Origin of the sequence: Streptomyces sp. NPDC089919 (genome assembly GCF_040684615.1) — a bacterium.
In the GTDB taxonomy this organism is placed as follows: Bacteria; Actinomycetota; Actinomycetes; order Streptomycetales; family Streptomycetaceae; genus Streptomyces.
Genome location: NZ_JBFBGK010000032.1, coordinates 32,295 through 58,636 on the forward strand (window position 1 = coordinate 32,295; position 26,342 = coordinate 58,636).

The 26,342-nt window shown below is 72.6% G+C and carries 25 protein-coding genes and 1 riboswitch; of the genes, 12 read left to right on the plus strand and 13 right to left on the minus strand.

Going from position 1 to position 26,342, the window contains the following annotated elements; all coding sequences use genetic code 11:
- Positions 1-6: 6 nt before the first annotated feature.
- The 5 genes from AB0O40_RS15860 (at position 7) to AB0O40_RS15880 (ending at position 5,072) form a co-directional block, all read left to right on the plus strand.
- Positions 7-1,032, plus strand: coding sequence for an adenosine deaminase (locus AB0O40_RS15860; RefSeq protein ID WP_365040854.1), 1,026 nt, complete (start codon positions 7-9; stop codon positions 1,030-1,032).
- Positions 1,033-1,053: 21 nt separating this feature from the next.
- Positions 1,054-1,776: a glycerophosphodiester phosphodiesterase gene (locus tag AB0O40_RS15865; protein WP_365040856.1), complete on the plus strand. Its 723-nt coding sequence runs from the start codon at positions 1,054-1,056 to the stop codon at positions 1,774-1,776.
- Between the two features lie 131 nt (positions 1,777-1,907).
- Positions 1,908-2,999, plus strand: coding sequence for a sensor histidine kinase (locus AB0O40_RS15870; RefSeq protein WP_365040958.1), 1,092 nt, complete (start codon positions 1,908-1,910; stop codon positions 2,997-2,999).
- Positions 2,996-3,664 (plus strand): response regulator transcription factor, encoded by a 669-nt coding sequence (locus AB0O40_RS15875; protein WP_365040859.1) that lies wholly within the window; start codon positions 2,996-2,998, stop codon positions 3,662-3,664. Before AB0O40_RS15870 ends, AB0O40_RS15875 begins: the two co-directional genes overlap by 4 nt.
- Positions 3,665-3,875: 211 nt before the next feature.
- Entirely contained in the window at positions 3,876-5,072 is a 1,197-nt protein-coding gene (locus AB0O40_RS15880) for a serine hydrolase domain-containing protein (RefSeq protein ID WP_365040861.1), read from the plus strand.
- Between the two features lie 39 nt (positions 5,073-5,111).
- Here AB0O40_RS15880 and AB0O40_RS15885 read toward each other — a convergent pair whose 3' ends face one another.
- A complete protein-coding gene (locus tag AB0O40_RS15885; RefSeq protein ID WP_365040863.1) occupies positions 5,112-6,290 on the minus strand; it encodes a spermidine/putrescine ABC transporter substrate-binding protein in 1,179 nt (392 codons plus the stop codon).
- A gap of 127 nt (positions 6,291-6,417) precedes the next feature.
- Positions 6,418-7,857, minus strand: coding sequence for a gamma-aminobutyraldehyde dehydrogenase (locus AB0O40_RS15890; protein ID WP_365040866.1), 1,440 nt, complete (start codon positions 7,855-7,857; stop codon positions 6,418-6,420).
- Between the two features lie 169 nt (positions 7,858-8,026).
- Between AB0O40_RS15890 and AB0O40_RS15895 the strand changes: the two genes are divergently transcribed.
- From AB0O40_RS15895 to AB0O40_RS15920, 6 genes are all read left to right on the plus strand, one after another.
- The gene (locus AB0O40_RS15895) at positions 8,027-8,530 is read left to right on the plus strand and encodes an Lrp/AsnC family transcriptional regulator (protein ID WP_365040869.1); all 504 of its coding nucleotides are present in this window, start codon (positions 8,027-8,029) and stop codon (positions 8,528-8,530) included.
- Positions 8,515-9,894 carry an aspartate aminotransferase family protein gene (locus AB0O40_RS15900; protein ID WP_365040872.1) on the plus strand — a complete coding sequence of 460 codons (1,380 nt, stop codon included), beginning with the start codon at positions 8,515-8,517 and terminating at the stop codon, positions 9,892-9,894. The genes AB0O40_RS15895 and AB0O40_RS15900 overlap by 16 nt, the downstream gene beginning before the upstream one ends.
- Before the next feature lie 241 nt (positions 9,895-10,135).
- Positions 10,136-10,912: an ATP-binding cassette domain-containing protein gene (locus tag AB0O40_RS15905; protein ID WP_365040875.1), complete on the plus strand. Its 777-nt coding sequence runs from the start codon at positions 10,136-10,138 to the stop codon at positions 10,910-10,912.
- On the plus strand, positions 10,894-11,952 hold the full coding sequence (locus tag AB0O40_RS15910; protein WP_365040878.1) for a hypothetical protein: 1,059 nt from the start codon (positions 10,894-10,896) through the stop codon (positions 11,950-11,952). The genes AB0O40_RS15905 and AB0O40_RS15910 overlap by 19 nt, the downstream gene beginning before the upstream one ends.
- A gap of 26 nt (positions 11,953-11,978) precedes the next feature.
- Positions 11,979-13,073, plus strand: coding sequence for an LOG family protein (locus AB0O40_RS15915; RefSeq protein ID WP_365040881.1), 1,095 nt, complete (start codon positions 11,979-11,981; stop codon positions 13,071-13,073).
- 71 nt (positions 13,074-13,144) lie between these two features.
- Positions 13,145-14,059, plus strand: coding sequence for a hypothetical protein (locus AB0O40_RS15920; protein WP_365040884.1), 915 nt, complete (start codon positions 13,145-13,147; stop codon positions 14,057-14,059).
- 270 nt (positions 14,060-14,329) lie between these two features.
- On the opposite strand, the gene AB0O40_RS15925 is transcribed toward AB0O40_RS15920, so the two are convergent.
- The 9 genes from AB0O40_RS15925 to rpsB all read right to left on the minus strand — a co-directional run bounded on the left by AB0O40_RS15925 (position 14,330) and on the right by rpsB (position 24,007).
- Complete coding sequence (locus AB0O40_RS15925; RefSeq protein ID WP_365040887.1) at positions 14,330-15,358, minus strand: ABC transporter ATP-binding protein; 1,029 nt, start codon at positions 15,356-15,358, stop codon at positions 14,330-14,332.
- Positions 15,358-16,965, minus strand: a complete 1,608-nt coding sequence (locus tag AB0O40_RS15930; RefSeq protein ID WP_365040961.1) for an iron ABC transporter permease — start codon at positions 16,963-16,965, stop codon at positions 15,358-15,360. The genes AB0O40_RS15925 and AB0O40_RS15930 overlap by 1 nt, the downstream gene beginning before the upstream one ends.
- A 74-nt stretch (positions 16,966-17,039) precedes the next feature.
- Positions 17,040-18,137 (minus strand): thiamine ABC transporter substrate-binding protein, encoded by a 1,098-nt coding sequence (locus tag AB0O40_RS15935; RefSeq protein WP_365040890.1) that lies wholly within the window; start codon positions 18,135-18,137, stop codon positions 17,040-17,042.
- Positions 18,138-18,223: 86 nt separating this feature from the next.
- A riboswitch (TPP riboswitch) is annotated at positions 18,224-18,334 on the minus strand.
- A 20-nt stretch (positions 18,335-18,354) separates the two neighbouring features.
- Positions 18,355-19,467, minus strand: coding sequence for a 23S rRNA (adenine(2503)-C(2))-methyltransferase RlmN (gene rlmN, locus AB0O40_RS15940; RefSeq protein WP_365040893.1), 1,113 nt, complete (start codon positions 19,465-19,467; stop codon positions 18,355-18,357).
- 76 nt (positions 19,468-19,543) lie between these two features.
- Positions 19,544-20,611, minus strand: a complete 1,068-nt coding sequence (locus AB0O40_RS15945; RefSeq protein WP_365040896.1) for a phosphatidate cytidylyltransferase — start codon at positions 20,609-20,611, stop codon at positions 19,544-19,546.
- Positions 20,611-21,168, minus strand: a complete 558-nt coding sequence (gene frr, locus AB0O40_RS15950) for a ribosome recycling factor (protein WP_365040964.1) — start codon at positions 21,166-21,168, stop codon at positions 20,611-20,613. Before frr ends, AB0O40_RS15945 begins: the two co-directional genes overlap by 1 nt.
- A gap of 52 nt (positions 21,169-21,220) precedes the next feature.
- Positions 21,221-22,000 carry a UMP kinase gene (gene pyrH / locus AB0O40_RS15955; RefSeq protein ID WP_365040899.1) on the minus strand — a complete coding sequence of 260 codons (780 nt, stop codon included), beginning with the start codon at positions 21,998-22,000 and terminating at the stop codon, positions 21,221-21,223.
- Between the two features lie 162 nt (positions 22,001-22,162).
- Positions 22,163-22,999: a translation elongation factor Ts gene (gene tsf, locus AB0O40_RS15960; RefSeq protein ID WP_365040902.1), complete on the minus strand. Its 837-nt coding sequence runs from the start codon at positions 22,997-22,999 to the stop codon at positions 22,163-22,165.
- A 132-nt stretch (positions 23,000-23,131) separates the two neighbouring features.
- Positions 23,132-24,007 carry a 30S ribosomal protein S2 gene (rpsB, locus tag AB0O40_RS15965; protein WP_365040905.1) on the minus strand — a complete coding sequence of 292 codons (876 nt, stop codon included), beginning with the start codon at positions 24,005-24,007 and terminating at the stop codon, positions 23,132-23,134.
- A 268-nt stretch (positions 24,008-24,275) separates the two neighbouring features.
- Between rpsB and AB0O40_RS15970 the strand changes: the two genes are divergently transcribed.
- Positions 24,276-24,794 carry a M23 family metallopeptidase gene (locus AB0O40_RS15970; RefSeq protein ID WP_365040907.1) on the plus strand — a complete coding sequence of 173 codons (519 nt, stop codon included), beginning with the start codon at positions 24,276-24,278 and terminating at the stop codon, positions 24,792-24,794.
- Positions 24,795-24,879: 85 nt separating this feature from the next.
- Here AB0O40_RS15970 and AB0O40_RS15975 read toward each other — a convergent pair whose 3' ends face one another.
- Entirely contained in the window at positions 24,880-25,437 is a 558-nt protein-coding gene (locus AB0O40_RS15975; RefSeq protein WP_365040967.1) for a helix-turn-helix domain-containing protein, read from the minus strand.
- A gap of 63 nt (positions 25,438-25,500) precedes the next feature.
- On the minus strand, positions 25,501-26,337 hold the full coding sequence (gene whiG / locus AB0O40_RS15980; protein WP_365040910.1) for an RNA polymerase sigma factor WhiG: 837 nt from the start codon (positions 26,335-26,337) through the stop codon (positions 25,501-25,503).
- Positions 26,338-26,342 lie beyond the last annotated feature (5 nt).

Sequence of the window (26,342 nt, forward strand, 5' to 3'; positions counted from 1 at the left end):
ATCCCCGTGCCCGATCTCCAGTCCTTCATCGCCGGGCTGCCCAAGGCGGAACTCCACGTCCACCACGTCGGTTCCGCCTCGCCGCGGATCGTCGCCGAACTGGCCGCGCGCCACGCCGACTCCAAGGTGCCCACCGACCCCGAGGCGCTGGCGGACTACTTCACCTTCACCGACTTCGCCCACTTCATCGAGGTCTACCTGTCGGTGGTGGACCTGATCCGCACCCCCGAGGACGTCCGGCTGCTCACCTTCGAGGTGGCCCGGGACATGGCCCGGCAGAACATCCGCTACGCCGAGCTGACCATCACCCCGTACAGCTCCACCAAGCGCGGCATCGACGAGAAGGCCTTCATGGCCGCGATCGAGGACGCCCGCAAGGCCGCCGAGAGCGAACTGGGCGTCATCCTGCGCTGGTGCTTCGACATCCCGGGCGAGGCCGGCCTGGAGGCCGCCGAGGAGACCGCCCGCCTCGCGGTGGAGCTGCGCCCCGAGGGCCTGGTCTCCTTCGGCCTGGGCGGCCCCGAGATCGGTGTGCCGCGGCCGCAGTTCAAGCCGTACTTCGACCGGGCCCGCGAGGCCGGTCTGCACAGCGTCCCGCACGCCGGCGAGACCACCGGCCCGGAGACCGTCTGGGACGCCCTGCGCGTGCTGGGCGCCGAGCGCATCGGGCACGGCACCAGCTCCACCCAGGACCCCGAACTCCTGAAGTACCTGGCGGAGAACCGGATTCCGCTCGAGGTCTGCCCGACCTCCAACATCGCCACGCGCGCGGTGGCGGACCTGGACCGGCACCCGATCAAGGAGATGGTGCAGGCCGGCGTGCTGGTCACCATCAACAGCGACGACCCGCCGATGTTCGGCACCGACCTGAACAACGAGTACGCGGTGGCCGCCCGGCTGCTCGGCCTGGACGAGCAGGGCCTGGCCGCGCTGGCGAAGAACGCCGTCGAGGCGTCCTTCCTGGACCCGGCCGGCAAGGCGCGGCTGACCGAGGAGATCGACACGTACACCCGGACCTGGCTGGCGGGCTGAACTCCCCCGACAATGGCGGCCATGCGCACCGATGCCGCCCCCCGCACCGTCCTCGCCGTCGCCCACCGCGGAGATCCGTACCGGGTCCGTGAGAACACCCTCGCCTCGGTCCGCTCCGCCTTCGGGCGGGGCGCCGACGCGGTGGAGATCGACGTCCGGCTGACCCGGGACGGCGTGCCCGTGCTGCTGCACGACCACTCCTTCAAGCGGCTGTGGCGGCACGACCGGCCGCTGGCCGACCTCTCCGCGTCCGAGGTCGCCGAGCTGGCGGCCGGCGGGGTGCCGACGCTGGCCGAGGTGCTGGCGGGGACCGGGGACGGCCGGCTGATGATCGACCTGCCGGGGGCGAGCCCCGGAGCGGTGCGCGCGGTGGTGGGGGTGGTGCGCGACTGCGGGGCGCGCGAGCGCGTCTACTACTGCGCGGGCCCGACCACCATGCTGGAGGTGCGGGCGGCCGACCCGGGCGCCGAGATCGCGATGACCTGGACCTCGCTGTGCCCGCCGAGCCGCAGCCTGGTCGACGCGGTGGCGCCGCGCTGGCTCAACTACCGCTTCGGGCTGGTGGACCGGGAGCTGGCGGACGCCCTGCACGCGGACGGCTTCCTGGTGTCGGTCTGGACCGCGGACACGGAGCGGACCATGCGCCGGCTGATGGCGGCGGGGGTCGACTCGATCACCACCAACCGGATCGACGCCCTGGTCCGGGCCCGCGCCGCAGTCGGCGTCGCGGGCGGTACGCCGTGATACCCCGCCGGGCCGCGGTCCGGGTCCGGGCGGCCGGCGAGCGGCTGCGGCGGGCGGCGGAGCAGGTCCGGCGGGCCCGGCCGTGGGTGCTGGACCTGGGGCTGACCCTGCTGGTGCAGCTGGCCGTCACCATGCCCTTCGTCCTGCCCCGGGAGCCCGGCCTGCCGCCGGTGGGCTGGGGGTCGTACGCGATGACCACGCTCGGGGTGGTGCCCCTGGTGTGGCGGCGGCGGTGGCCGGTGCCGGTGCTGGCCGCCGTCGTGCTGGTGGGCCTGGTCTACCGGACGGCCCTGGACGGACCCGGCCAGCCGCTGCCGTACGCCGTGCTGCTCGCCTTCTACACGGTCGCGCTGCGCTGCTCGGCGCGGGTCCGGGCGGTGGTGGGCGCGGTGGCGCTGGTGGTGCTCTGCTACGCGGTCGGCCTCAACTCCGGTACCGCCCGCGAGCTGTTCTTCACCGGCTTCTGCGCGGCCACGGCCTACACACTGGGCCGCCTGCAGTTCACCCGGCACGCCTACACCGCGGCCGTCGAGGACCGGGCGGCCCAGCTGGAGCGGGCCAACCGGATCGAGGCGGAGCAGGCGGCGGCCCGGGAACGCGCCCGGATCGCGCGGGAGATGCACGACATCCTCTCCCACGCGGTCAGCATCATGGTCGTCCAGGCGGAGGCCGGGCCGGTGGCGGTCCGGCGGGCCCCCGAGCGGGCCGAGGCGGCCTTCGAGGCGATCTCGGAGACCGGCCGGGACGCGATGGTGCAGCTGCGCCGGATGCTGGGCGTGCTGCGGGAGGACGGTCCCGCCGGGGCGGTCCCGGCGCCGCGGGAGCCGCAGCCGGACGTGGCCGGGCTGCCCGCCCTGCTGGAGCGGGTGCGGCGGGGCGGGCCGGTGGTCTCCTACGCGCGGCACGGCGCGGTGCGCCCGCTGCCCGCCCCGCTGGAGACGACCGTCTACCGGATCGTGCAGGAGGCGCTGACGAACGTGGTCCGGCACGCGGACGCGGCCACCGTCGACGTGTCCCTGGAGTACGGCGCGTCGGAGGTCTCGGTGACCGTGCGGGACGACGGCCGGGGTCCGGCCGGCCCCGGCACCGGCGGGCACGGGCTGACCGGGATCCGGGAACGCGCCGCGGCGCACGGCGGGAGCGCGGTGGCGGGCCCGGCCCCCGGCGGCGGCTTCGAGGTGCGGGCCACGCTTGTAGTGTCGCCGCGGGAGGTGGGGAGTTGACGATCCGTGTGGTGGTGGCCGACGACCAGGAACTGGTGCGCAGCGGCTTCGCGATGATCCTGGACGTCCAGGAGGACATCGAGGTGGTCGCGGAGGCGGGCGACGGCGCGGCGGCCATCGAGGCGGTCCGCCGGCACTCCCCCGACGTGGCCCTGCTGGACATCAGGATGCCGGGCACCGACGGCATCGAGGCCTGCCGGGCGATCACCGCGGAGTCCGCCTGCCGGACCGTCATGCTGACCACCTTCGACTCGGACGAGTACGTGTACGAGGCCCTGCACGCGGGGGCCAGCGGCTTCCTGCTCAAGGACGTGCGGCGGGACGACCTGGTGCACGCGGTGCGGGTGGTGGCCGCCGGGGAGTCGCTGCTGGCGCCCTCGGTGGCCCGGCGGCTGATCGAGGAGTACACGGCCGCCACGGCCCGGCCCGCGGCGGTGTCCCCGGAGCGGGCGGCCCGGCTGGCGGTGCTGACCGCGCGGGAGCGGGAGACCCTGCTGCACCTGGCGCGGGGGCTGTCCAACGCGGAGATCGCGGCGGCGCTGACGGTCAGCGAGCACACGGTCAAGACGCACGTGGGCAACGTGCTGGCCAAGCTGGGCCTGCGGGACCGGATCCAGGCGGTGATCTGCGCGTACGAGACGGGGCTGGTGGCCGCGGGCGGCTGAGCCCGCTCCCCCGCGCGGGGGAGCTCCGGGCCGCCCGCTCCCCCGCGCGGGCGAGGCGGGCGGTGCCGGGAATTGGCCCGGGCGCGGGATCCGCGCGGGTGGGGTGAGCGGCGAGATTGGGGGTGTCGCCGGGAACGGCGGCCGGACGGCCCCCGAGGGGCCGGTCCGCATCGCCGACCGCGTCCGCGGTCGCCGTCACGGGGAGTCCTTCATGAACGCTCGCATCCGCACGCTGGCCGCCGCCGCCCTGGTCCTGGGCCTCGCCGCGGGACCGTCGGTGCTGCCGGCCGCCGCAGCCCCCGCCTCGCCGGACCGTACGGCCGTGGCGGCGGCCACCGGCCCGGAGGTCGCCACGCCGCCGGACGCCGCGGCCCTGCGGGCGGCCCTGTCCGGGCTGCCGACGGCGGACGCCACGGCCGCGCTGGTCCGGGTCGGCGGCACCAGCGGCAGCTGGCACGGCGGCGCGGGGGTGGCCGAGGTCCGCACCGGCCGCCCGGCCCAGGAGCGGGCCCGGTTCCGGGCCGGCTCGGTGACCAAGGCCTTCACCGCGGCGGTGGTGCTCCAGCTGGCGGCCGAGGGCCGGGTGGAGCTGGGCCGGCCGGTCCAGGAGTACCTGCCGGGCCTGCTGCCGGACACCTTCGAGCCGGTGACGGTCCGCCAGCTGCTGAACTACACCAGCGGCATCCAGGCGGCCGACGGGCCCGGGGACGCCTTCGAGGACCAGTACGCGGCCCGCTTCGACCGGGTCGACCCGCGCGCGCAGATCGCGGACGCGGTCGCCAAGGGCCCCGAGTTCCGGCCCGGCACGGCCCAGCACTACCTGAACATCGACTACACCGTGCTGGGCGTGCTGATCGAGAAGCTGACCGGCACCTCCTACGAGCAGGCGGTGGCCGCCCGGATCCTGCGCCCGCTGGGGCTGCGGGACACCTCGTACCCGGGCACCGACGTCCGCATCCACGGCCCGCACCACCACGGCTACCAGGCGGTGCGGCGGGCCGACGGCTCGACGGAGCTGGTGGACGTGACGGAGTGGGAGTCGCGCAGCCGCTGGGCGGCCGGGGACATCATCTCGACCACGGCCGATCTGGAGCGCTTCACCCGGGCGCTGTTCCGCGGCCGGGTGGTGCCCGCCCGGCAGCTGGCCGAGATGTTCACCGTGCCGCAGGTCGCGGACTTCGTCTCGGGCAAGCCCGCCCAGCTCACCGCCGGCCTGTCCCGGATCGTGCTGCCGGACGGCACGGTCGTGTGGGGCAAGAGCGGCAGCCGCTTCGGCTACAGCACGGCGATCGGCGGCACCCGCGACCTGTCCCGGACGCTGGTCTACTCGGTCAACGCCACGGACGCCAAGGGCGAGTCGATGAACCCGGTGGCGCTGCGCATCCTGATGGCCGCCTTCGCGAAGTGACCTCCCGGCGGGAGCCCGGGGACCCCCGGGCCCGGCCGGTCAGAGCCCGACGATCGCGTTCCAGCGCTTGGCCAGGGCCGGGCGTTCACCGGCCGTGATGTCGCGGGCCACGACCAGGTGCTTGCGCATGCCCGCGTCGGGGAAGATCAGCGTGTTCTCCGCCAGCTCGGCGGTGTCCTTGTCGTCCGAGTCGGCGAGCACCGCCTGCGCGGCGGGGACCGGGCAGACGTAGTTCACGTACGCGGCCAGCTGCGCGGCGATCTGCGGGTCGTAGTAGTGGTCGATCAGCGCCTCGGCGTTGGCCTTGTGCCGCGCCAGGTCGGGCACCAGCAGGCTCTCGGCCCACAGCTCGGCGCCCTCCTCCGGGACCACGAACTCGATGTCCGGGTTGTCGGCCCGGAGCTGGATCACGTCACCCGAATAGGCCTGGCAGGCCAGCACGTCGCCCTTGCTCAGGTCGGAGGTGTAGTCGTTGCCGGTGAAGCGGCGGATGTGCTTGGCGCGCACCATCTTCTCGATCCGGTCGCACACCCGGTGGAAGTCGCCCTCGGTCCAGCGGGTGGTGTCCACCCCGTCCCCCTGCATCAGCAGGGCGAAGGACTCGTCGAGGCCGGACAGCAGCGTCACCTTGCCCTTGAGGTCCGGGTGCCACAGGTCCTCGACGGACTTGATCTCCCGGCCGAGCTTGCGGCGGTTGTAGGCGATGCCGGTGATGCCGCTCTGCCAGGGGACGGTGTGCAGCCGGCCCTCGTCGAAGGCCGGGGAGCGCAGCTGCGGGTCGAGGTTGCGGGCGACGTTCGGCTGCCCGGCCCGGTCCATCTTCTGCGCCCAGCCCAGCCGGACGAAGCGGGCGGCCATCCAGTCGCTGACCACGACCAGGTCGTGGCCGGTCTCCTGGTGGTTCATCAGGGCCGGGCTGACCTTGCCGAAGAACTCGTCGTTGTCGTTGATCTCCTCGGTGTACCGGACGGCGATGCCGGTGCGCCGGGTGAAGGCGTCGAGGGTGGGCCGCTCGGACTCGTCGGCCTCGTCGGTGTCGATGTACAGCGGCCAGTTGCTGAAGCTGACCGTCTTGTCGGCGGCCGAGCGGTCGGGCGCGCCCCGCCGGCCCTCCGCCACGTAGGCGGCGGGGACACCGCAGCCGGCCAGGGCGGCAGCCAGGCCCGCCGCACCGAGTCCGCGCAGCGCCGCGCGGCGGGAGAAACCGAGTTCAGGCATGTGCCCACCCTCGGGGGAAGCCGAAGGGGCGGGCAATAGACAGGCTGTCTATCGTCCGCCCCTTCAGGACCCACGGGTGATCACCCCTGCGGCGGTGTCCCGCGCGGGACGCCGCCGTCGTCGGTGATCAGCCGTCGAGGGAGGTCATGACGTGCTTGATGCGCGTGTAGTCCTCGAAGCCGTAGGCCGAGAGGTCCTTGCCGTAGCCGGACTTCTTGTAGCCGCCGTGCGGCATCTCCGCGACCAGCGGGATGTGGGTGTTGATCCAGACGCAGCCGAAGTCCAGGTTCTTGGACATCCGCATGGCGCGGCCGTGGTCCTTGGTCCACACCGAGGAGGCCAGGGCGTACTCGACGTCGTTGGCGTACGCGAGGGCCTGCGCCTCGTCCGTGAAGGACTGGACGGTGATGACCGGGCCGAAGACCTCGTTCTGGATGATCTCGTCGTCCTGCTTGAGGCCCGAGACGACGGTCGGGGCGTAGAAGTAGCCCTTGTCGCCGACCTGGTGGCCGCCGGCCTCGACCTTGGCGTGGGCCGGCAGGCGCTCGATGAAGCCCGCGACCTGCTTGAGCTGGTTCGGGTTGTTCAGGGGGCCGAAGAGCACGTCCTCGTCGTCCGGCTGGCCGGTCTTGGTGTCGGCGGCGGCCTTGGCGAGGGCGGTGACGAACTCGTCGTGGATGGACTCGTGGACCAGCACGCGGGTGGCGGCGGTGCAGTCCTGGCCGGCGTTGAAGAAGCCGGCGACGGAGATGTCCTCGACGGCCTTGGCCAGGTCGGCGTCCTCGAAGACCACGACCGGGGCCTTGCCGCCGAGCTCGAGGTGGACGCGCTTGACGTCCTTGGAGGCGCTCTCGGCGACCTGCATGCCGGCGCGCACGGAGCCGGTGATCGAGGCCATCGCCGGGGTGGCGTGCTCGACCATGGCCTTGCCGGTCTCGCGGTCGCCGCAGATGACGTTGAAGACGCCCTTGGGCAGCACCGAGTCGATGATCTCGGCGAGCAGGATCGTGGAGGCCGGGGTGGTGTCCGAGGGCTTGAGAACCACGGTGTTGCCCGCGGCGATGGCCGGGGCGAACTTCCACACGGCCATCATCATCGGGTAGTTCCACGGCGCGACCTGGGCGCAGACGCCGACCGGCTCGCGGCGCACGATCGAGGTCATGCCGTCCATGTACTCGCCGGCCGAGCGGCCCTCGAGCAGGCGGGCGGCGCCGGCGAAGAAGCGGATCTGGTCGACCATCGGCGGCAGCTCCTCGCTGGCCGTCAGGCCGAGCGGCTTGCCGGTGTTCTCGGACTCCGCGGCGACCAGTTCGTCGGCGCGGGCCTCGATCGCGTCCGCGATCTTCAGCAGGGCCTTCTGGCGCTCGGAGGGCGTGGTGTCGCGCCAGGCCGGGAAGGCGGCCGCGGCGGCGGCCATGGCGGCGTCGACGTCGGCCTGGCCCGAGAGCGGGGCGGTCGCGTAGACCTCGCCGGTGGCGGGGTTGACCACCTCGGTGGTCCGCCCGTCGGCGGCGTCCTTGAACTCCCCGCCGATGTAGTTGCGCAGACGACGCAGTTCGGTGGTCACTACAGCCACTCTCCTGATCACATGTCCAATGGTTGAGACAAGGCTAGAGCCTAGCCGCTGGGGCTCCGCTTTCGACAGGGCGAGACCCTACAAACTACGGAATCCGTGAGATCCGGAGCCCTCGACAACGAATTTCATCGGTTCCGTCTTGCGGAACTGCCGAGTCCTCGTGCACAGTGAAGGCGTGGTCAGTCGAAGCACAGATGCCAGGAACCGGCAGCCGACCCCTTCGGTCGATGCTGTATCCCTGGCGATCATCGAGCAACTGCAGGAGGACGGACGCCGTCCCTACGCAGCGATAGGCAAGGCGGTGGGCCTCTCCGAGGCGGCCGTCCGGCAGCGGGTCCAGAAGCTCCTGGACCAGGGCGTCATGCAGATCGTCGCCGTCACCGACCCGCTCACCGTGGGCCTGCGACGGCAGGCCATGGTCGGCATCAACGTCGAGGGCGACCTCGACCCGGTGGCCGACGCGCTGGCCGCGATGGCCGAGTGCGAGTACGTGGTCATGACCGCGGGCTCCTTCGACCTCATGGTCGAGATCGTCTGTGAGGACGACGACCACCTGCTGGAAACCATCAACAAGCGGATCCGTGCGCTCCCCGGCGTGCGCTCCACCGAAAGCTTCGTTTACCTGAGGCTGAAGAAGCAGACCTACATGTGGGGAACCCGATAACCGTGACCCAGGACCTGTCCAAGACCGCGTACGACCACCTGTGGATGCACTTCACCCGCATGTCCTCGTACGAGAACAACCCCGTCCCCACCATCGTGCGTGGCGAGGGCACCTACATCTACGACGACAAGGGCAAGCGCTACCTCGACGGTCTCGCCGGACTGTTCGTGGTCAACGCCGGTCACGGCCGCAAGGAGCTGGCCGAGGTCGCCTACAAGCAGGCGCAGGAGCTCGCGTTCTTCCCCGTGTGGTCGTACGCGCACCCCAAGGCCGTGGAGCTGGCCGAGCGGCTGGCGCACTACGCCCCGGGCGACCTGAACAAGGTCTTCTTCACCACCGGCGGCGGCGAGGCCGTCGAGACCGCGTGGAAGCTGGCCAAGCAGTACTTCAAGCTCAAGGGCAAGCACACCAAGTACAAGGTCATCTCGCGTGCGGTCGCCTACCACGGCACCCCGCAGGGCGCCCTGTCGATCACGGGCCTGCCGGCCCTGAAGGCCCCCTTCGAGCCGCTGGTGCCGGGCGCCCACAAGGTCCCGAACACCAACATCTACCGCGCCCCGATCCACGGCGACGACCCGGAGGCCTTCGGCCGCTGGGCCGCCGACCAGATCGAGCAGCAGATCCTCTTCGAGGGCCCCGACACCGTCGCGGCCGTCTTCCTCGAGCCCGTGCAGAACGCCGGCGGCTGCTTCCCGCCCCCGCCCGGCTACTTCCAGCGGGTCCGCGAGATCTGCGACCAGTACGACGTGCTGCTCGTCTCCGACGAGGTCATCTGCGCCTTCGGCCGCCTCGGCACGATGTTCGCCTGCGACAAGTTCGGCTACGTACCGGACATGATCACCTGCGCGAAGGGCATGACCTCGGGCTACTCCCCGATCGGTGCCTGCATCGTCTCGGACAAGATCGCGGAGCCCTTCTACAAGGGCGACAACACCTTCCTGCACGGCTACACCTTCGGCGGCCACCCGGTCTCCTCGGCGGTGGCCCTGGCCAACCTCGACATCTTCGACAAGGAAGGCCTCAACCAGCACGTGCTGGACAACGAGGGCGCCTTCCTGTCGACGCTGCAGAAGCTGCACGACCTGCCGATCGTCGGCGACGTCCGCGGCAACGGCTTCTTCTACGGCATCGAGCTGGTGAAGGACAAGAACACCAAGGAGTCCTTCTCGGACGAGGAGACGGAGCGCGTGCTCTACGGCTTCCTCTCCAAGGCCCTCTTCGACAACGGCCTGTACTGCCGGGCCGACGACCGCGGCGACCCGGTCATCCAGCTGGCCCCGCCGCTGGTCTCCACCCAGGAGCAGTTCGACGAGATCGAGCAGATCCTGCGGTCGGTGCTGACCGAGGCGTGGACCAAGCTGTAGCCAGGACGGCGCAGGTTCGCGCAGGCACCCGTCCCGCCTGACGAACCGCAGCCCGACACACGGCCCGGATCCTCCGTTCGAGTGAGAACGCGAGGGTCCGGGCCGTGTGCTGTCCGGAGTTCCCCCGACGCCCTCCATACGGTGCCCAGTGACCGATCGGCCGCCGCTTCGTTCCCCCGGACGGGGGAAACGGAAATGCGGAAGCGAAGATCCGCAGTCGATGTGAACCGAGGTGTACGCCATGGTGGCCCCGCCGGACGACGACGTGCTCTGGGCACGCTCCCTGCACCACACCCACGGCGGGTCCCCCGCCCTGTCCGGCCTCTCGGTGGGGGTCCGCGCCGGTGAGGTGCTGGCCGTCACCGGCCCCCGCGGCAGCGGCAAGACCACGCTGCTGCACTGCCTGTCCGGCCGGCTGCGGCCCGACGAGGGCGAGGTGTGGTTCAACAGCATGCCGGTGCACACCATGACCGCGCTCACCCGCGAGCGGCTGCGCCGGGACCGCTTCGGCTGGCTGGGCCCCGAGCCCCACCTGGTCCCCGAACTGAACGTCTGGGAGAACGCCGCCCTCCCCCTGCTGATCGCCGGCGCCCCGCACCGCACCGCCAAGCGGGCCGCCCTGGAATGGCTGGACCGGCTGGACATCGCGGCCCACGCCCGCCGCCGGCCGGCCGCCCTGGACCGGCCCCGGGCCCAGCGCGTCGCCCTGGCCCGGGCGCTGGTCAACGAGCCGGCCGTGGTCTTCGCCGACGAGCCGACCGCGCCCCTGCACCGCGCCGAAGGCGCGCTCCTGCTGCGGACCCTGACCACCGCCGCCCGCTCCCACGACATCACCGTGGTCCTCGCCACCCACGACCCGGAGACCACCGCCCTGGCCGACCGCACGATCGCCCTCCTCGACGGCCGCCTCGCCGGGTCCCCCGCCGCGCCTCCGGCCGCCGGCGCGGGCGCCGCCGGCCCCGGCTCCTCCGGCCCCGGCGAAGCGGAAGGCCGCACCGCGTGCTCAGTCTCCGTCTAGCCCGGGGCGGCCGGCCCCTGGTCCAGCTGCGCCGGCTGCTGGTCGCCGGCGCCTCGGCCGGCACCGGCTTCCTGCTGCTGGCCGTGCTCGCCGGTGCGGTGGCCCGGCCCGAGGGCTCGGTGCCGCGGCTGCTGTGGTGCCTGGTGCCGTTCGCGCTCACCGTCCACTTCGCCGTGGTGGTGGCCCGCGCCGACCCGGCCGCCCGGCCCCGCGAGGACCTGGGCGCGGCCGGTCTGGGCCCAGGCCGGCTGACCCTGGTCGCCGCGATCTCCACCGCCATCGCCTGCACCCTCGGCAGCGCCCTGGCCCTGCTGTGCTTCCTGCACCTGCGCGGGGACCTCACCGGCCTGCCCTTCGACGGGGCCGGGGCCGCCCCGCTGCGGGCCGACCGGCCCTTCCCGGTGGCTGCCGGGCTCACCCTGCTGGCCCTGGTCCCGCTCGCCGGGGCCGCGGGCGCGGCGCTCTCGCTGCGCCGGCGCGCCGCCCTGCCGCCCCAGCAGGCCCTGCCCTGGGGCGTCGCGGCCTTCGCCTGCGGGCTCGCCGCGCTGGCCTACGCCGGCGGCGGCACCGCGGGCCGGCTGCCCGGCTGGGCCCTGACCACCCTCGGCCTGGCGCTGGCCGGGCCGGCCCTGGCGTACGGCTGCGGGGCGCTGGTCCAGCTCGGCCGGCCGGGCGCGGTGCGGCTGCTGGCCGGCCGGGGCCTCCAGGAGGAGGCGGGCCGGATCGGCCGGCCGCTGGGCGTGCTGTGCGCGGTGGCCGCCGCGCTGCTGACCGCCGCCCGCACCGGCCTGCTGACCTCGGACCCGCTGACCGCCGGGGCGGCGGTCCTGGCCGGGGTGTGCGCCGCGGCCACCCTGCTGACCGCGGCCGTGGAGTCCCGCCAGGCCCGCGCCCGGACCCGCGAGGGCCTGCTGGAGCTGGGCACCCCGGCCGGCGCGCTGCGGTCCGCGGCCGTGCTGCGCACCGCGGCGCTGGCCGCCGGCTGCCTGCCGGTGCTCTGGGGTGTGACGGAGCTGGCCGAGCGGGCCCTCACCCGTTAGGGGGACGGTGCGCTTAGGGTTGCCGGATGGCCAGTGAAGACATGGAGATCGAGACCCTCGCCGAGTTCGACCGGGTGATCGTCCGGGGGTCCCTGAGCGGCTACCGGATCCAGTCGGTCAACCTGCTTGAGCGCACCTTCGCGCTGCTGTCCGCGGACACCGCCACGGCGGTGTTCCTCGGCTGCCCGATGGAGCCGGACGCCGCCGCCAAGGTCCGTGCGGACGGCGCACTGGTCTTCCCGCCCGTCCCCGACCTGCCCTTCGACCCGTACCGGGGGCTGCTGTACACCCCCGAGGAGCTGTTCGCGGGGCTGGCCGAGGGCGGGTACGAGGCCACCCCGGACGCACAGTCGTACGCGTGGTTCCAGCAGACCAGGGCCGACGGCGACATCTTCTCCTCGATGCTCCGCTCCGTGCACGACGACGCCGTGTCGGACGCCCTGGACGAGCACCTGGCCGGGGCCCCGGTGGTGGGCGTGATGGGCGGACACGCGATGGCCCGGGGCGGCGAGGCGTACGCGGGCACCGCCCGGCTGGCCCGGACGCTGGCCCGCGGCGGCCGCACGATCGCCACCGGCGGCGGCCCGGGTGCGATGGAGGCGGCCAACCTGGGCGCGTACCTGGCCCCCTTCGAGGACGGGGCCCTGCCCGCCGCCCTCGACCTGCTCGCCAAGGCCCCGTCCTTCGCCCCCTCGGTCACCGACTGGGCCTCGGCGGCCTTCGCCGTCCGGGACACCTGGCCCGGCGGCGGGGACTCGGTCGGCATCCCGACCTGGTTCTACGGCCACGAGCCGCCGAACGCCTTCGCCGGCCACATCGCCAAGTACTTCGCCAACGCCACCCGCGAGGACGGCCTGCTGGCGCGCTCCACCGCGGGCGTGGTCTTCCTGCCCGGCGCGGCCGGCACCGTCCAGGAGATCTTCGACAACGCCACGCCGAACTACTACGGGTCCAGGGGCGAGCCGACGCCCATGGTCCTGGTCGACCGGGCCCACTGGACGGAGCGGCTGCCGGCCTGGCCGCTGCTGCAGGCCCTGGCCCGGGACCGGGCGATGGAGTCGCGGATCGCCCTGGTCGACTCGGTCGACGAGGTCCCGGACGCGCTCTCCTCGATGGGCTGAGGCAACCTCCGGGGCGTTGCGGACGTCTGGCAGAGGTACCCGCGACCGCCCCACCCGAACGGAGCCGACCCGTGCTCATAGGACTGCTGACCGCCGTGGCGGCCTCCCTCTGCTACGGCACGGGGTCGGTCCTCCAAGCGGTGGGCTCCCGCCGGGCCGCCCGGCAGGCGCCGGCCGAGGCCGGACTGACCCAGCACGGCGGACCGAACCTCTCCTCCACCGCCCAGGCGGCGATGACCTGGGAGTTCATCCTCGGCACCGTGCTGGACTTCATCGGCTTCGGGCTGGGCGCGCTGGCGGCGCGGCTGCTGCCGCTGTTCCTCTCGCAGACGGTCATCAGCGCCAACCTGGTCGTCACGGCGGTGCTCAGCGTGCGGCTGCTGGGGCTGCGCCTGACCCGCAAGGAGTGGGCCTCGATCGGCGTGGTCTGCGGGGCGCTGGTCCTGCTGGCCACCTCCGCGGGCCACGAGGGCACCGGCGACACCGCGCGGGCCGGCCACTGGTGGCTGCTGGCCGTCACGGTCGCCCTGATGCTGGCCGGTACCGCGGCGGTACGGCTGCTCGGCGCGCGGGCCGCGATCCCGGCGGGCCTGCTGTCCGGTCTGGCCTTCGGCGCGCTGGGCGTCGGGGTGCGGATCCTGGACGGGGTGGACCCCTTCGACCTGGGGACGCTGCTCGCCGACCCGGCCCTGTACGCGATCGTGATCGCCGGCGTGGGCGGCATGTACCTGCACACGGTCGCCCTGCAGATCGGCTCGGTGAACGGCGCGACGGCGGCGCTGGTGGTCGGCGAGACGGTGCTGCCGGGGGCCATCGGCGTCCTGTGGCTGGGCGACGCCTCGCGGGCCGGCCTCGGCTGGCTGGCCGTCCTGGGCTTCGCCCTGGCCGTCGCCGGCGCCGTAGCCGTAGCCGCCTACGGCACCCACGACGCCCCGCAGCCCGCCCCCGCCGGGGACCCGGCCCGGGCCCCGGTCCCGGTCCCGTAGCCGCTGCGCGGAGCCTTTCCCCTCCCCGCCCTTCCCGAACTGGGGCTCCGCCCCGGACCCCGCGCCTCAATCTCCCCCAGCTACCGCTGGGAGGTGCCCCCAGCGGGGCTGGATTTTCCAGCCCCGCCGGCGATTGAGGCGACCGCCGCGCAGCGGTGGTGCGGGGGATCCGGGGGCAGCCGCCCACCGGTTTCGGGATGGGGGTCCCCCCGGACGGAGTCTGGGGGAGGGCGGGGAGGGGAACCAGCCCCGCAGGGCAGCCCAGCCCCGCTACTCCGCCGGGAGGGTGACGACCTCGGCGGCGGCGAAGGTGACGCCGACCCGGTCGGCGAGGGCCGGCGCGGCGCCGAGGTCGCACTCGGCCTCAAGGACCGGCCCACCCCCGCACGGCCGCAGCGTCACCGCCACGTGCGACCCCCGGAAGGTCCGCGCGACCACCTCGCACGGCAGCCCCGCGTCGGCACCGACGATCCGGACCCCCGCCGGCCGGACCAGCACCCGGCAGGAACCCTGGCGGGAGCCGTCGGGGACGGGCAGCTTCCCCCAAGCCGTATCCGCCGAGGGCCCCGTCACCGTCGCCGGGACCACGTTGTCGAAGCCCAGGAAGCGGGCCACGAACTCGGAGGCCGGCCGCTGCCACACCTCCAGCGGCGTGCCCGCCTGCGCGATCCGCCCGTCCCGCATGACCACCACCCGGTCCGCGAGCGCGAAGGCCTCGCCCTGGTCGTGGGTGACCGCCAGGACCGTGGTGCCCAGCCGGGTGAACAGCGCCCGCAGCTCCACCACCAGCCGCTCCCGCAGCCCCCGGTCCAGTTGGCCCAGCGGCTCGTCGAGCATCAGGAGCCGGGGCCGGGGGGCCAGCGCCCGGGCCAGCGCCACCCGCTGCTGCTCGCCGCCCGACAGGGAGGCCACGGCCCGGCGCTCCGACCCCGGCAGCCCCACCAGGTCGAGCAGTTCGGCGACCCGCTCCCGCTGTTCGGCCTTGCCGGCCCCGTGCATCCGTAGCCCGAAGGCGACGTTGCCGCCGACGTCCCGCTGCGGGAAGAGCTGGTGGTCCTGGAACATCAGGCCGACCCCGCGCCGGTGCACCGGCACCGGGGCCTGGTCGGCCCCGCCGAGCAGCACCCGCCCGGCGGCCGGCTGGAGTCCGGCGATCGCCCGCAGGAGGGTGGACTTGCCGCTGCCGCTGGGCCCGAGCACGCACACGATCTCGTGCTCGGCCACGGTCAGGCCGACGGAGTCGAGCACCGCCCGGCCGCCGAAGCGCACCGTGAGGTCCTCGAGTTCCAGCAGGGTCATCAGAACTCCCCGGACTTGTCGGGCCGCAGGCGCTCCAGCACCAGCAGCGAGACCGCACACACCAGCATCAGGATCGTGCTCAGGGCCATCGCCTGCCCGTAGTTCAGCTCACCCGCCCGGCCCAGCAGCCGGGCCACGGCCACCGGCAGGGTCGGGTGGTCGGGCCGGGCGATGAACACGGTCGCCCCGAACTCCCCGAGCGAGACCGCGAAGGCGAACCCGGCGGCGATCAGCAGCGCCCGCCGTACCAGCGGCAGGTCCACCTCCCGCCAGGCCCGCAGCGGGGAGGCGCCGAGCACGGCCGCCGCCTCGCGCAGCCGCCCGTCCACCGCCCGCAGGACCGGGAGCATCGTACGGACCACGAACGGCACGCCGACCAGGGCCTGCGCCAGCGGCACCAGGATCCAGGAGGTCCGCAGGTCCAGCGGGGGCTCGTCCAGGGTGATCAGGAAGCCGAAGCCCACGGTCACCGCGGACACCCCCAGGGGCAGCATCAGCAGCGCGTCGAAGCCGCGCACCAGCCTGCCGCCGCGCCTGGTGAGCGCCGCCGCGGCCAGGCCTCCGACCAGCAGCGCGATGCCGGTGGCGGCAAGCGCGTACTGGAGGGAGTTCCAGATGGCCTCCAGCGGCGGGACGAGGAAGGTGCCCCCGTCGGCCGACTGGAGGGCCCGGTAGAAGTCCAGGCCGTAGCCGCCGGGCGCGTCGAGGGAACGTTCCACCAGGACGCCCAGCGGCAGCACGACCAGCAGCGCCACCGTCGCCAGCACCCCGCCGAGCAGCGCCCACTGCCCGGCGCCCTGCGGCCGGTGCGCGGTCCGCGCCGGGTCGACCAGCCGCAGCGCGGTCTCCCGCTTGCGCACGGTCCAGGCGTGCAGGGCGAGGATCGCGCCCACCGCGGCGAACTGCACCATCGTGAGCACGGCCGCGGTCGGCAGGTCGAGCAGCTGCGCCGTCTGCCGGTACACCTCCACCTCGAGCGTGGAGTACGCGGGCCCGCCGAGGATCTGCACGACGCCGAAGGAGGTGAAGGTGAAGAGGAAGACCATCAGGGCGGCGGCGGCCACCGCGGGCGCCAGCGCCGGCAGGGTCACCCGGCGCCAGGCCGCGAACCGGCCCGCGCCGAGCACCCGGGCGGCCTCCTCCTGGCGGGGGTCCAGTTGGGACCACAGGCCGCCGACGGTCCGCACCACCACCGCGTAGTTGAAGAACACGTGCGCGAGCAGGATGGCCCACACGGTCGTGTCCAGCCGGACGCCCCACAGCTCGTCGAGCAGCCCGCCGCGCCCGACCAGCGCCAGGAAGGCGGTCCCGACCACGACCGTGGGCAGCACGAACGGCACGGTCACCACGGCGCGCAGCAGCTGCTTGCCGGGGAAGTCGAAGCGGGCGAAGACGTACGCGCCGGGCAGCGCGACCAGCAGGGTCAGCGCGGTCGAGGCGAGCGCCTGCCAGGTGGTGAACCACAGGACGTCGGCGATGTCGGGCCGGGCCAGCGTCTCGCCGATCCGGCCGAACTGCCATCCGGCGTCGGTCTTGAGGCCCCGGCCCACGATCGCGGCCACGGGGTAGGCGAAGAACAGGCCGAAGAAGGCGAGCGGCAGGGCCATCAGGGCGAGCCGCACCGCGGTGGCGCGCCGGGCGGGCCGGGGGTCCCGGCCCGCCCGGGCGTCCGCCGTCCCGGTTACTTCAGGACGAGCGAGGACCATGCCTTGACCCACTGCTCACGGTTCTTGGCGATGGCGTCGGGGGCCACGTTCCACGGCTTGTCGATCACCACGCCGTGCTTCGTGAAGAGCGCCGGCAGCTTCGCGTCCTTGACGACGGGGTTGACGAACATCTGGAGCGGCATGTCCTCCTGGAACTTCTTGCTCACCAGGAAGTCGATCAGCGCCTTGCCGCCGGCCTCGTTCTTCGCGCCCGTCAGGAGGCCGGCGAACTCGGTCTGCCGGAAGCAGGTGCCGGTGGCCACCCCGGTCGGCGCGGTGGCCGGCTGGGGCTCGGAGTACAGCACCTCGACCGGCGGGCTGGAGGCGTAGGAGACCACCAGCGGGCGGTCGGCCTTGGCCTTCTTGCCGCCGGCGGAGCCGGAGAAGCGCTCGTTGTAGGCCTGCTCCCAGCCGTCGACCACCTCGACGCCGTTGGCCTTGAGCTTGCTCCAGTAGTCCTGCCAGCCCTGCTCGCCGTACTTGCCGACGGAGGCCAGCAGGAAGCCGAGGCCGGGCGAGGAGGTCGCGGCGTTCTCGGTGACCAGGAGGTTCTTGTACGCCGGCTTGACCAGGTCGTCGAGGGTGACCGGGGGCGCCAGCTTCTTGTCGGCGAAGTACTTCTTGTCGTAGTTGACGCAGATGTCGCCGGAGTCGACCGGGGTGACCCGGTGCTGCGCCTTGTCGAGCTGGTACTCGTCCGGGATCCCGGCCAGGCCCTTGGCCTCGTACGGGGTGAAGACGCCGTTGTCGAGGGCGCGCGAGAGCAGGGTGTTGTCCACGCCGAAGAAGACGTCCCCGCGCGGGGAGCCCTTGGTGAGGATCTCCTGGTTGAGCGCCGCGCCCGCGTCCCCGCTCTTGAGGATCTTGACGGTGTAGCCGCTCTGCTTCTCGAACTCCTTCAGGACCGCCGGGGTGGCGTTGAAGGAGTCGTGGCTGACGAGGGTGACGGTCGTGGACTTCGGCGACTCGCCCGCCCCGGCCTTGTCCTTGCCGTCGCCGCCGCAGGCGGTGAGCGTCGACACGCCCAGGGCGGCGACCAGCGCCGCGCCCGCCATCTTCTTGGTGGTGCTCACGAAAATTCCTCCTGGAGTGACCAGGAGAAGACGCGGCCCGGCCCCGGCGCTCATCAGGAGCGGACGCCGGGGCAGGGCGCAACAGCTTGAGGTGATGACCGAACTTCCTACCCGGAATGACCCGGGCGAGGTTCAGAGGGTCTGCGGCTTGACGGTGCCCGCACTCTCAGCGCTGTGGCGCTCCCCTGTCGGAATATGCAGATGTACGGGAGCCAGGTTACCGCTCGCTGGCCGCGAGCTGACCGCACGCTCCGTCGATCTCCTGGCCCCGGGTGTCGCGGACGGTGACCGGCACGCCGTGGTTGGCGATCGCCTGGACGAAGGCCCGCTCGTCCTCGGGCCGGGAGGCGGTCCACTTGGAGCCGGGGGTGGGGTTCAGCGGGATCAGGTTGACGTGCACCCGCTTGCCCTTGAGCAGCCGGCCGAGCAGGTCGCCCCGCCAGGCCTGGTCGTTGATGTCGCGGATCAGCGCGTACTCGATGGAGATGCGGCGGCCGGACTTCTCCGCGTACTCCCAGGCCGCGTCCAGGACCTCGCGGACCTTCCAGCGGGTGTTCACGGGCACGAGGGTGTCGCGCAGCTCGTCGTCGGGGGCGTGCAGCGAGACCGCGAGGCGGCACTTGAAGCCCTCGTCGGCGAACCGCAGCATCGCCGGGACCAGGCCGACGGTGGAGACGGTGATGCCCCGCTGGGACAGGCCCAGGCCGTCGGGCTCGGGGTCGGTGAGCCGGCGGATGGCGCCGACCACGCGCTTGTAGTTGGCCAGCGGCTCGCCCATGCCCATGAAGACGATGTTGGAGAGCCGGGCCGGGCCGCCGGGCACCTCGCCGTCCCGCAGTGCCCGCATGCCGTCGACGATCTGGTGCACGATCTCGGCGGTGGACAGGTTGCGGTCCAGGCCCGCCTGGCCGGTGGCGCAGAACGGGCAGTTCATGCCGCAGCCGGCCTGGGAGGAGATGCACATCGTCACCCGGTCGGGGTAGCGCATCAGCACGGACTCGACGAGGGTGCCGTCGTGCAGCTTCCACAGGGTCTTGCGGGTGGTGTCGTCGTCGCAGCTGATGTGCCGGATGACGGACATGAGGTCCGGCAGCAGCTCCTGCTGGAGCTTCTCCCGGGAGCCGGCCGGGATGTCGGTCCACTCGGCCGGGTCGTGCGCGTAGCGCGCGAAGTAGTGGGTGGAGAGCTGCTTGGCGCGGAACGGCTTCTCGCCGATCGCGGCCACCGCCTCGCGCCGCTCGGCCGGCGTGAGGTCGGCCAGGTGCCGGGGCGGCTTCTTCGCTCCCTTGGGCGCGACGAAGGTCAGTTCTCCCGGGACGGGGCGGGCCATGGCAGGTACTCCTCGTAAGACGAAAGGCGCGCCGCAAGAAGCAGCGCGCCTTTCCAGGGTAACCCGGTCCCGTCGGTCAGCCCGTGCCGACGAAGAGCGCCAGCAGCAGCCACACCACCGGGGCCGTCGGCAGCAGGGAGTCCAGCCGGTCCATGATGCCGCCGTGACCCGGCAGCAGCGTGCCCATGTCCTTGATGCCCAGGTCCCGCTTGATCATCGACTCGCCCAGGTCACCCAGGGTGGCGCTGACCGCCACCGCGAGGCCCAGCAGCAGGCCCTGCCACCAGGAGCCGTCGTCGATCAGGAACTGCATGCACAGCGCGCCGGCCACCATCGCGAAGGCCACCGCTCCGAACAGGCCCTCGCGGGTCTTGCCGGGGCTGATGCGGGGGGCGAGCTTGTGCTTGCCGAAGCGCCAGCCCACCGCGTAGGCGCCGGTGTCGCTGACGACCGTGAGCACCAGGAAGGTGACCACCCGCTGCGGGCCGTCGTCGGCGGTCAGCAGCATGGCCACGAAGGTGGCCAGGAAGGGCACGTAGAACGCCGCGAAGACACCCGCCGTGACGTCCTTCAGGTAGCCCTCGGGGGGCTCCGTCATCCGCCACACGAGCACCGCCAGGGCGGTCAGGGCCATCGCGACCCAGGCGCCCTCGGCGCCCCGGACGTAGCCCGCGACGACCATCGCCGCGCCGCCGACCGCGAGCGGTACCAGCGGCGCCTTGATGCCCTTCTGCTCCTGGAGCCGGGAGGTGAGCTCCCACAGGCCGACGACCACCGCGACGGCGATGACGCCGATGAACACGGCCTTGACGATGAACAGCGAAGCGAAGATCACCGCCCCGAGGCCGACGCCGACCCCTATGGCGGCGCGCAGGTCCCGCCCCGCCCGCTTCTTCTGCGGTGGCTGCGGGGCGTCCTGGGGGGCCTGCGGTGGCGGCGTGGGCATGGGCTCCTGCGGCGGCGTCTCGTCGCGGAACAGGGGGCCGTCCAGCGGGGCGGCCCCCCTCTCGCGTGCTTCCCGGTCTTCGAAGTCTGATCCAGCGGGGTCGGGCACGATGGGCATGGGCCGAGTGTGCTGGCCTGCGTACGCATCGTATGCGGGACCCGCCGGAACCGGCTCCGCCGCCCAGGGAGAGTCGTTCATCAGACCTCGAGGAGCTCGGCTTCCTTGTGCTTCAGCAGCTCGTCGACCTGGGCCACGTACTTGTTCGTGGTGTCGTCGAGCTCCTTCTCGGCGCGACGCACCTCGTCCTCGCCGGCCTCCTTGTCCTTGACCAGCTTGTCAAGGGCGTCCTTGGCCTTGCGGCGCACGGAGCGGATCGAGATCTTGGAGTCCTCGGCCTTGGTGCGCGCGACCTTGATGTACTCCTTGCGGCGGTCCTGGGTCAGCTCCGGGAACGTCACGCGGATGATGTTGCCGTCGTTGCTGGGGTTGACGCCCAGGTCCGAGTCGCGGATGGCCTGCTCGATGTTGCGCAGGGCGCTCTTGTCGAACGGGGTGACCACGGCCATGCGCGGCTCGGGCACCGAGAAGGACGCGAGCTGGTTGATGGGCGTGATGGCGCCGTAGTAGTCCGCCACGATCTTGTTGAACATCGCCGGGTGCGCACGGCCGGTGCGGATCGCGGCGAAGTCCTCCTTGGCCACCACGACGGCCTTCTCCATCTTCTCCTCGGCCTCGAGGAGGATTTCTTCGATCACCACGTGCTCCTGCATGTCTTGAATGGATGGTTCAGGCGGGGGGCGGGCACGGTCAGGCCCGGGTGCCCTGATCGCTCACGAGCGTGCCGATCTTCTCACCCTTGACGGCGCGCGCGATATTCCCTTCCGCGAGCAGCTCGAAGACGAGGATCGGGAGCTTGTTGTCGCGGCACAGCGTGATGGCGGTGGCGTCGGCGACCTTCAGGTCGCGGGAGAGCACCTCGCCGTACTCGAGCGCGTCGAACTTGACCGCGTCCGGGTTGGCCTTCGGGTCGGAGTCGTAGACGCCGTCCACGCCGTTCTTGCCCATGAGCAGGGCCTCGGCGTCGATCTCCAGGGCGCGCTGGGCGGCGGTGGTGTCCGTGGAGAAGTAGGGCATGCCCATGCCGGCGCCGAAGATGACGACGCGGCCCTTCTCCAGGTGGCGCACGGCGCGCAGCGGGATGTACGGCTCGGCGACCTGGCCCATGGTGATGGCGGTCTGGACCCGGGAGTCGATGCCTTCCTTCTCCAGGAAGTCCTGGAGGGCGAGGCAGTTCATGACCGTGCCGAGCATGCCCATGTAGTCGGACCGGGCCCGGTCCATGCCGCGCTGCTGCAGCTCGGCGCCGCGGAAGAAGTTGCCGCCGCCGATGACCACGGCGATCTCGGCGCCGTCGCGGACCACGGCCGCGATCTCACGCGCGATGGCGTGCACGACGTCGGGGTCGACACCCAGGCCCCCGCCGCCGGAGAAGGCCTCGCCCGACAGCTTCAGCATGAAGCGGCGGCCCTTCTTGTCGTGGTCGCTCTTGTCGTCGGAAGCGGTGTGGGAATCCACGCCCTGATTCATGGAGATCTCCTCGTGCACATACGAAGAAGGCCATTGCCGGGGGGTCCTTGCGGTTCCCTGTGCGGCAATGGCCTCCTCGTCAGATCTGCGGTCGTCCTGCGCGAGCGCGGACGACTGCCTCAGACCCTACCGGGGTCCGGTGTCCGTCGCGTACGGACGGACTCAGATGCCGACCTTGATGCGGGTGAAGCGCTTCAGGGTGACACCGGCGTCGGCCAGGATCTGCTGGACGGACTTCTTGTTGTCCAGCGCGTACGGCTGGCCGAGGAGGGTGGCCTCCTTGAAGAAGCCGTTGACGCGACCCTCGACGATCTTCGGGAGGGCGGCCTCGGGCTTGCCCTCGGCGCGGGTGGTCTCCTCGGCGACGCGGCGCTCGGACTCGACGACCTCGGCCGGGACGTCTTCCTTGGCCAGGTACTTCGGGGCGAACGCGGCGATGTGCTGCGCGATGCCCTTGGCGAGGTCGGCGTCGGCCTTGTCCAGCTCGACCAGGACACCGATCTGCGGGGGCAGGTCGGGCATGGTGCGGTGCATGTACGCGTAGACGAAGCCGTCGGCGTACTGCGCGAAGCGGTCCAGGACGATCTTCTCGCCCAGGTTGGCGTTGGCCTCGTCGACGAACGCCTGGACGGTCTTGCCGGCCTCGATCTCGGAGGCGAGCAGCGCCTCGATGTCCGCCGGGGAGGTGGCGGCCACGTGCTGGGCGATGTCGGCGGCGACGGACTGGAACTTGTCACCCTTGGCGACGAAGTCGGTCTCGCACTTCAGCTCGACGAGGACACCCGCGGTGTTGTCGTCGGCGATGAGGGAGACGACGGCGCCGTTCTCGGCAGAGCGGCCCTCGCGCTTGGCGACGCCCTTCTGGCCCTTGATGCGCAGGGCCTCGACGGCCTTGTCGACGCTGCCATCGGCCTCGTCCAGGGCCTTCTTGCAGTCCATCATGCCGGCGCCGGTGAGCTCGCGGAGCTTCTTGACGTCAGCGGCGGTGTAGTTCGCCATGAGTCTGTGATTCTCTCTCGAAGTCGTAGATCTACGGGTGAACGGCGGGGGCCGGTGCTCGTGGCACCGCCCCCGCCGTCATCGTCCGTGCTGTGAGTGCCCGGCGCGTGAACGCCGGGCCCCCTCAGTGGGTCAGGCCTGCTCGGCGTCGGCGGCCGGAGCCTCGGCCTCGGCGGCCGGGGCCTCGACGGCCGGAGCCTCGGCGGCGGCCGGAGCCTCGTCCGCCTTCTTCTCACCCTCGAGCAGGTCGCGCTCCCACTCGGCGAGCGGCTCGCCGACGACCTTGTCGCCCGGCTTCGAGTCACCGGTGGCGACGCCGGAACGGGCGATGAGGCCCTCGGCGACGGCGTCGGCGATCACGCGGGTGAGCAGGGTGACGGAGCGGATCGCGTCGTCGTTGCCCGGGATCTTGTAGTCGACCTCGTCGGGGTCGCAGTTGGTGTCGAGGATCGCGACGACCGGGATGTGGAGCTTGCGCGCCTCACCGACGGCGATGTGCTCCTTCTTGGTGTCGACGATCCAGACGGCGCTCGGCACCTTCTGCATCTCGCGGATACCACCGAGGGTCTTCTCCAGCTTGGCCTTCTCGCGGGAGAGGACCAGGAGCTCCTTCTTGGTGAGGCCGGAGGCGGCCACGTCCTCGAAGTCGATCGCCTCGAGCTCCTTCAGACGCTGAAGGCGCTTGTAGACGGTGGAGAAGTTGGTGAGCATGCCGCCCAGCCAGCGCTGGTTGACGTAGGGCATGCCGACGCGGGTCGCCTGCTCGGCGATCGCCTCCTGCGCCTGCTTCTTGGTGCCGACGAACATGATGGAGCCGCCGTGGGCAACGGTCTCCTTGACGAACTCGTAGGCGCGGTCGATGTACGACAGCGACTGGAGCAGGTCGATGATGTAGATGCCGTTGCGCTCGGTGAAGATGAAGCGCTTCATCTTCGGGTTCCAGCGACGGGTCTGGTGACCGAAGTGGACGCCGCTCTCCAGCAGCTCCCGCATCGTGACGACGGCCATGGCCGTACTCCTTGATTGCTCGGTTGTCGCGACCACCGGACGGCGGTCGCGCCTGACGCCCCGACGCGCCGTGCCACGAGGGACCGAGGAGCGCGGCCACCGGTCGTGATCGACCAGGTGGCGGGGCGTGCGAAGTCGACCCGGTGACCCGGATCGCCACAAGAAGTGTACGGGACCGGGGCCGGTGCCGGGTGACGCGCCTGTCCACAGGGCCCTCCCCGTCCACAGCCCGGCCCCCCGCCGGCCCGCCCCACGCCATCCTGCGGCCATGACGACCCTGCCGTTCACCCTGCTGCTCACCGTGCTCCTGGCCCTGCTACCGACCCCGGCTCCGACGCCCGCCCCGACCCCGGCTGCCGCTCCCCCGCCCGGCCGGGCGCGACCGCTGCCCGCCCCGCTGCACCTGCTCCGCGGCTGGCACCCGCCACCCACCCCGTACACGGCCGGCCACCGCGGCGTGGACCTCGCCGCACCCCCGGGCACCCCGGTCCGCGCGGTCGCCGACGGCCGGGTGCATTACGCCGGACGGGTGGGCGGCCGCGGGGTGCTCTCGCTCACCCTCGCGGGCACCGCACTGCGCACCACCTACGAACCGGTCCGCCCCCTCGTCGCGGCGGGCGACCGGGTCACCCGCGGCCAGCTGGTCGCCCGCACGGAAGCGGGCACCCACTGCCCGACCCCCTGCCTCCACTGGGGCCTCCTGGCCGGCGACACCTACCTGAACCCCCTCCTCCTGCTCCCCCACCCGACCCCCCGCCTCCTCCCCCTCCCCCGCGACAGCGACTGACCCAGGCGAACCCTGCGCCGCGGCGAAGAGGCGGGGAGGGGGAGGGAGAGGGCGGGGGCGGGGGAGGGAAGGGGCCGGGCCCGGGTCAGCCCCGGACGCCTCGCAGGGCCATGGTGACCGCCGCGTCCGTGATGCCCTCGGGGTCTTCCGCCGCGCCGAGCTCGATGCGGCGTACCGCGGCGTCGACGATGCCCTGCAGGAGCAAGGCGGCCAGCCGTGGCTGGTCGTGGCCGAGGGCGCCCAGCGCCGCCACGACCATCGCCACCAGGCCGCCGTGGGCGGCGCGGATCTTCTCGCGGGCGCCGGCGTCCAGCTCGCTGGCGGAGATGGCCACCACCGCGCGGTGCCGGCGGTCCCCCACCAGCGCCAGCTGGCGGCGCACGTACGCCTCGATCTTCGCCTCGGCGGTGTCGGCCGCGGCCATGGCGGCCTCGATCTCGGCGGCCCAGACGGGGAAGTCCACCGCGCACAGCTCTTCGACCACGGCCGCCCGGGAGCGGAAGTACTCGTAGACGGAGGAGCGGGCCAGCCCGGTCCGCTCGGCGAGGGCGGGGAACGTCAGCGCGTCCGTGCCTCCCTCGGACAGCAGGGATCGCGCGGCGTCCAGCAGGGCGCCGCGCTGCATCGTCCGGTGCTCGGCCACCGAGGCCGCTCGAATCCTGGGCACCCGACCACTTTACGGAGGGTTCGGGGGATCCAGCAGGGTTCAGCGGCCGACGTCCGCGAGTTTGGCCCGGAGCTGGAGGACGGACTTGGTGTGGATCTGGCTCACCCGGCTCTCGGTGACGCCGAGGACGTTCCCGATCTCGGCGAGGGTGAGGCCTTCGTAGTAGTAGAGGGTCACCACCGTCTTCTCCCGCTCGGGCAGGGTGTTGATGGCCCGGGCCAGCAGCCGGCGCAGCTCCCGGTCCTCGGCGACCTCGACGGGGTTGTCGGCGGCGGTGTCCTCGAGGGTGTCCATCAGCGAGAGCCGGTCGCCGCCCTCGCCGCCGACGTGCAGCAGCTCTTCCAGGGCGACGACGTTCGCCAGTGACAACTGGCTGAAAACGGCGTGCAGTTCCTCGACCGCGATGCCCATCTCGCCGGCGACCTCGCACTCGGTGGGCGTGCGGCGCAGCTGCGCTTCCAGGGTGGCGTAGGCCCGCTCCACGGCCCGGGCCTTCTGGCGCACCGAGCGGGGGATCCAGTCCAGGGCGCGGAGTTCGTCGATCATCGCGCCGCGGATCCGGGTGATGGCGTAGGTCTCGAACTTGATGGACCGCTCGATGTCGAACTTCTCGATGGCGTCGATGAGTCCGAAGACACCGGAGGAGACGAAGTCGGCCTGTTCGACGTTGGGCGGCAGGCCGACGCTCACCCGGCCCGCCACGTACTTGACCAGCGGCGAGTAGTGCAGGATCAGCTGCTCCCGCAGCCGCTCGTCGCCGGTGTCCTTGTACGACCGCCAGAGCTCGTCGAGGGACGAAGGGGCGGGGGCCCGCACACTGCCGCGGGCAGCGGGGGTCACCGCAGCGCGGTCAGACCCGGAGGTGTGCTGGGGCATGCGTC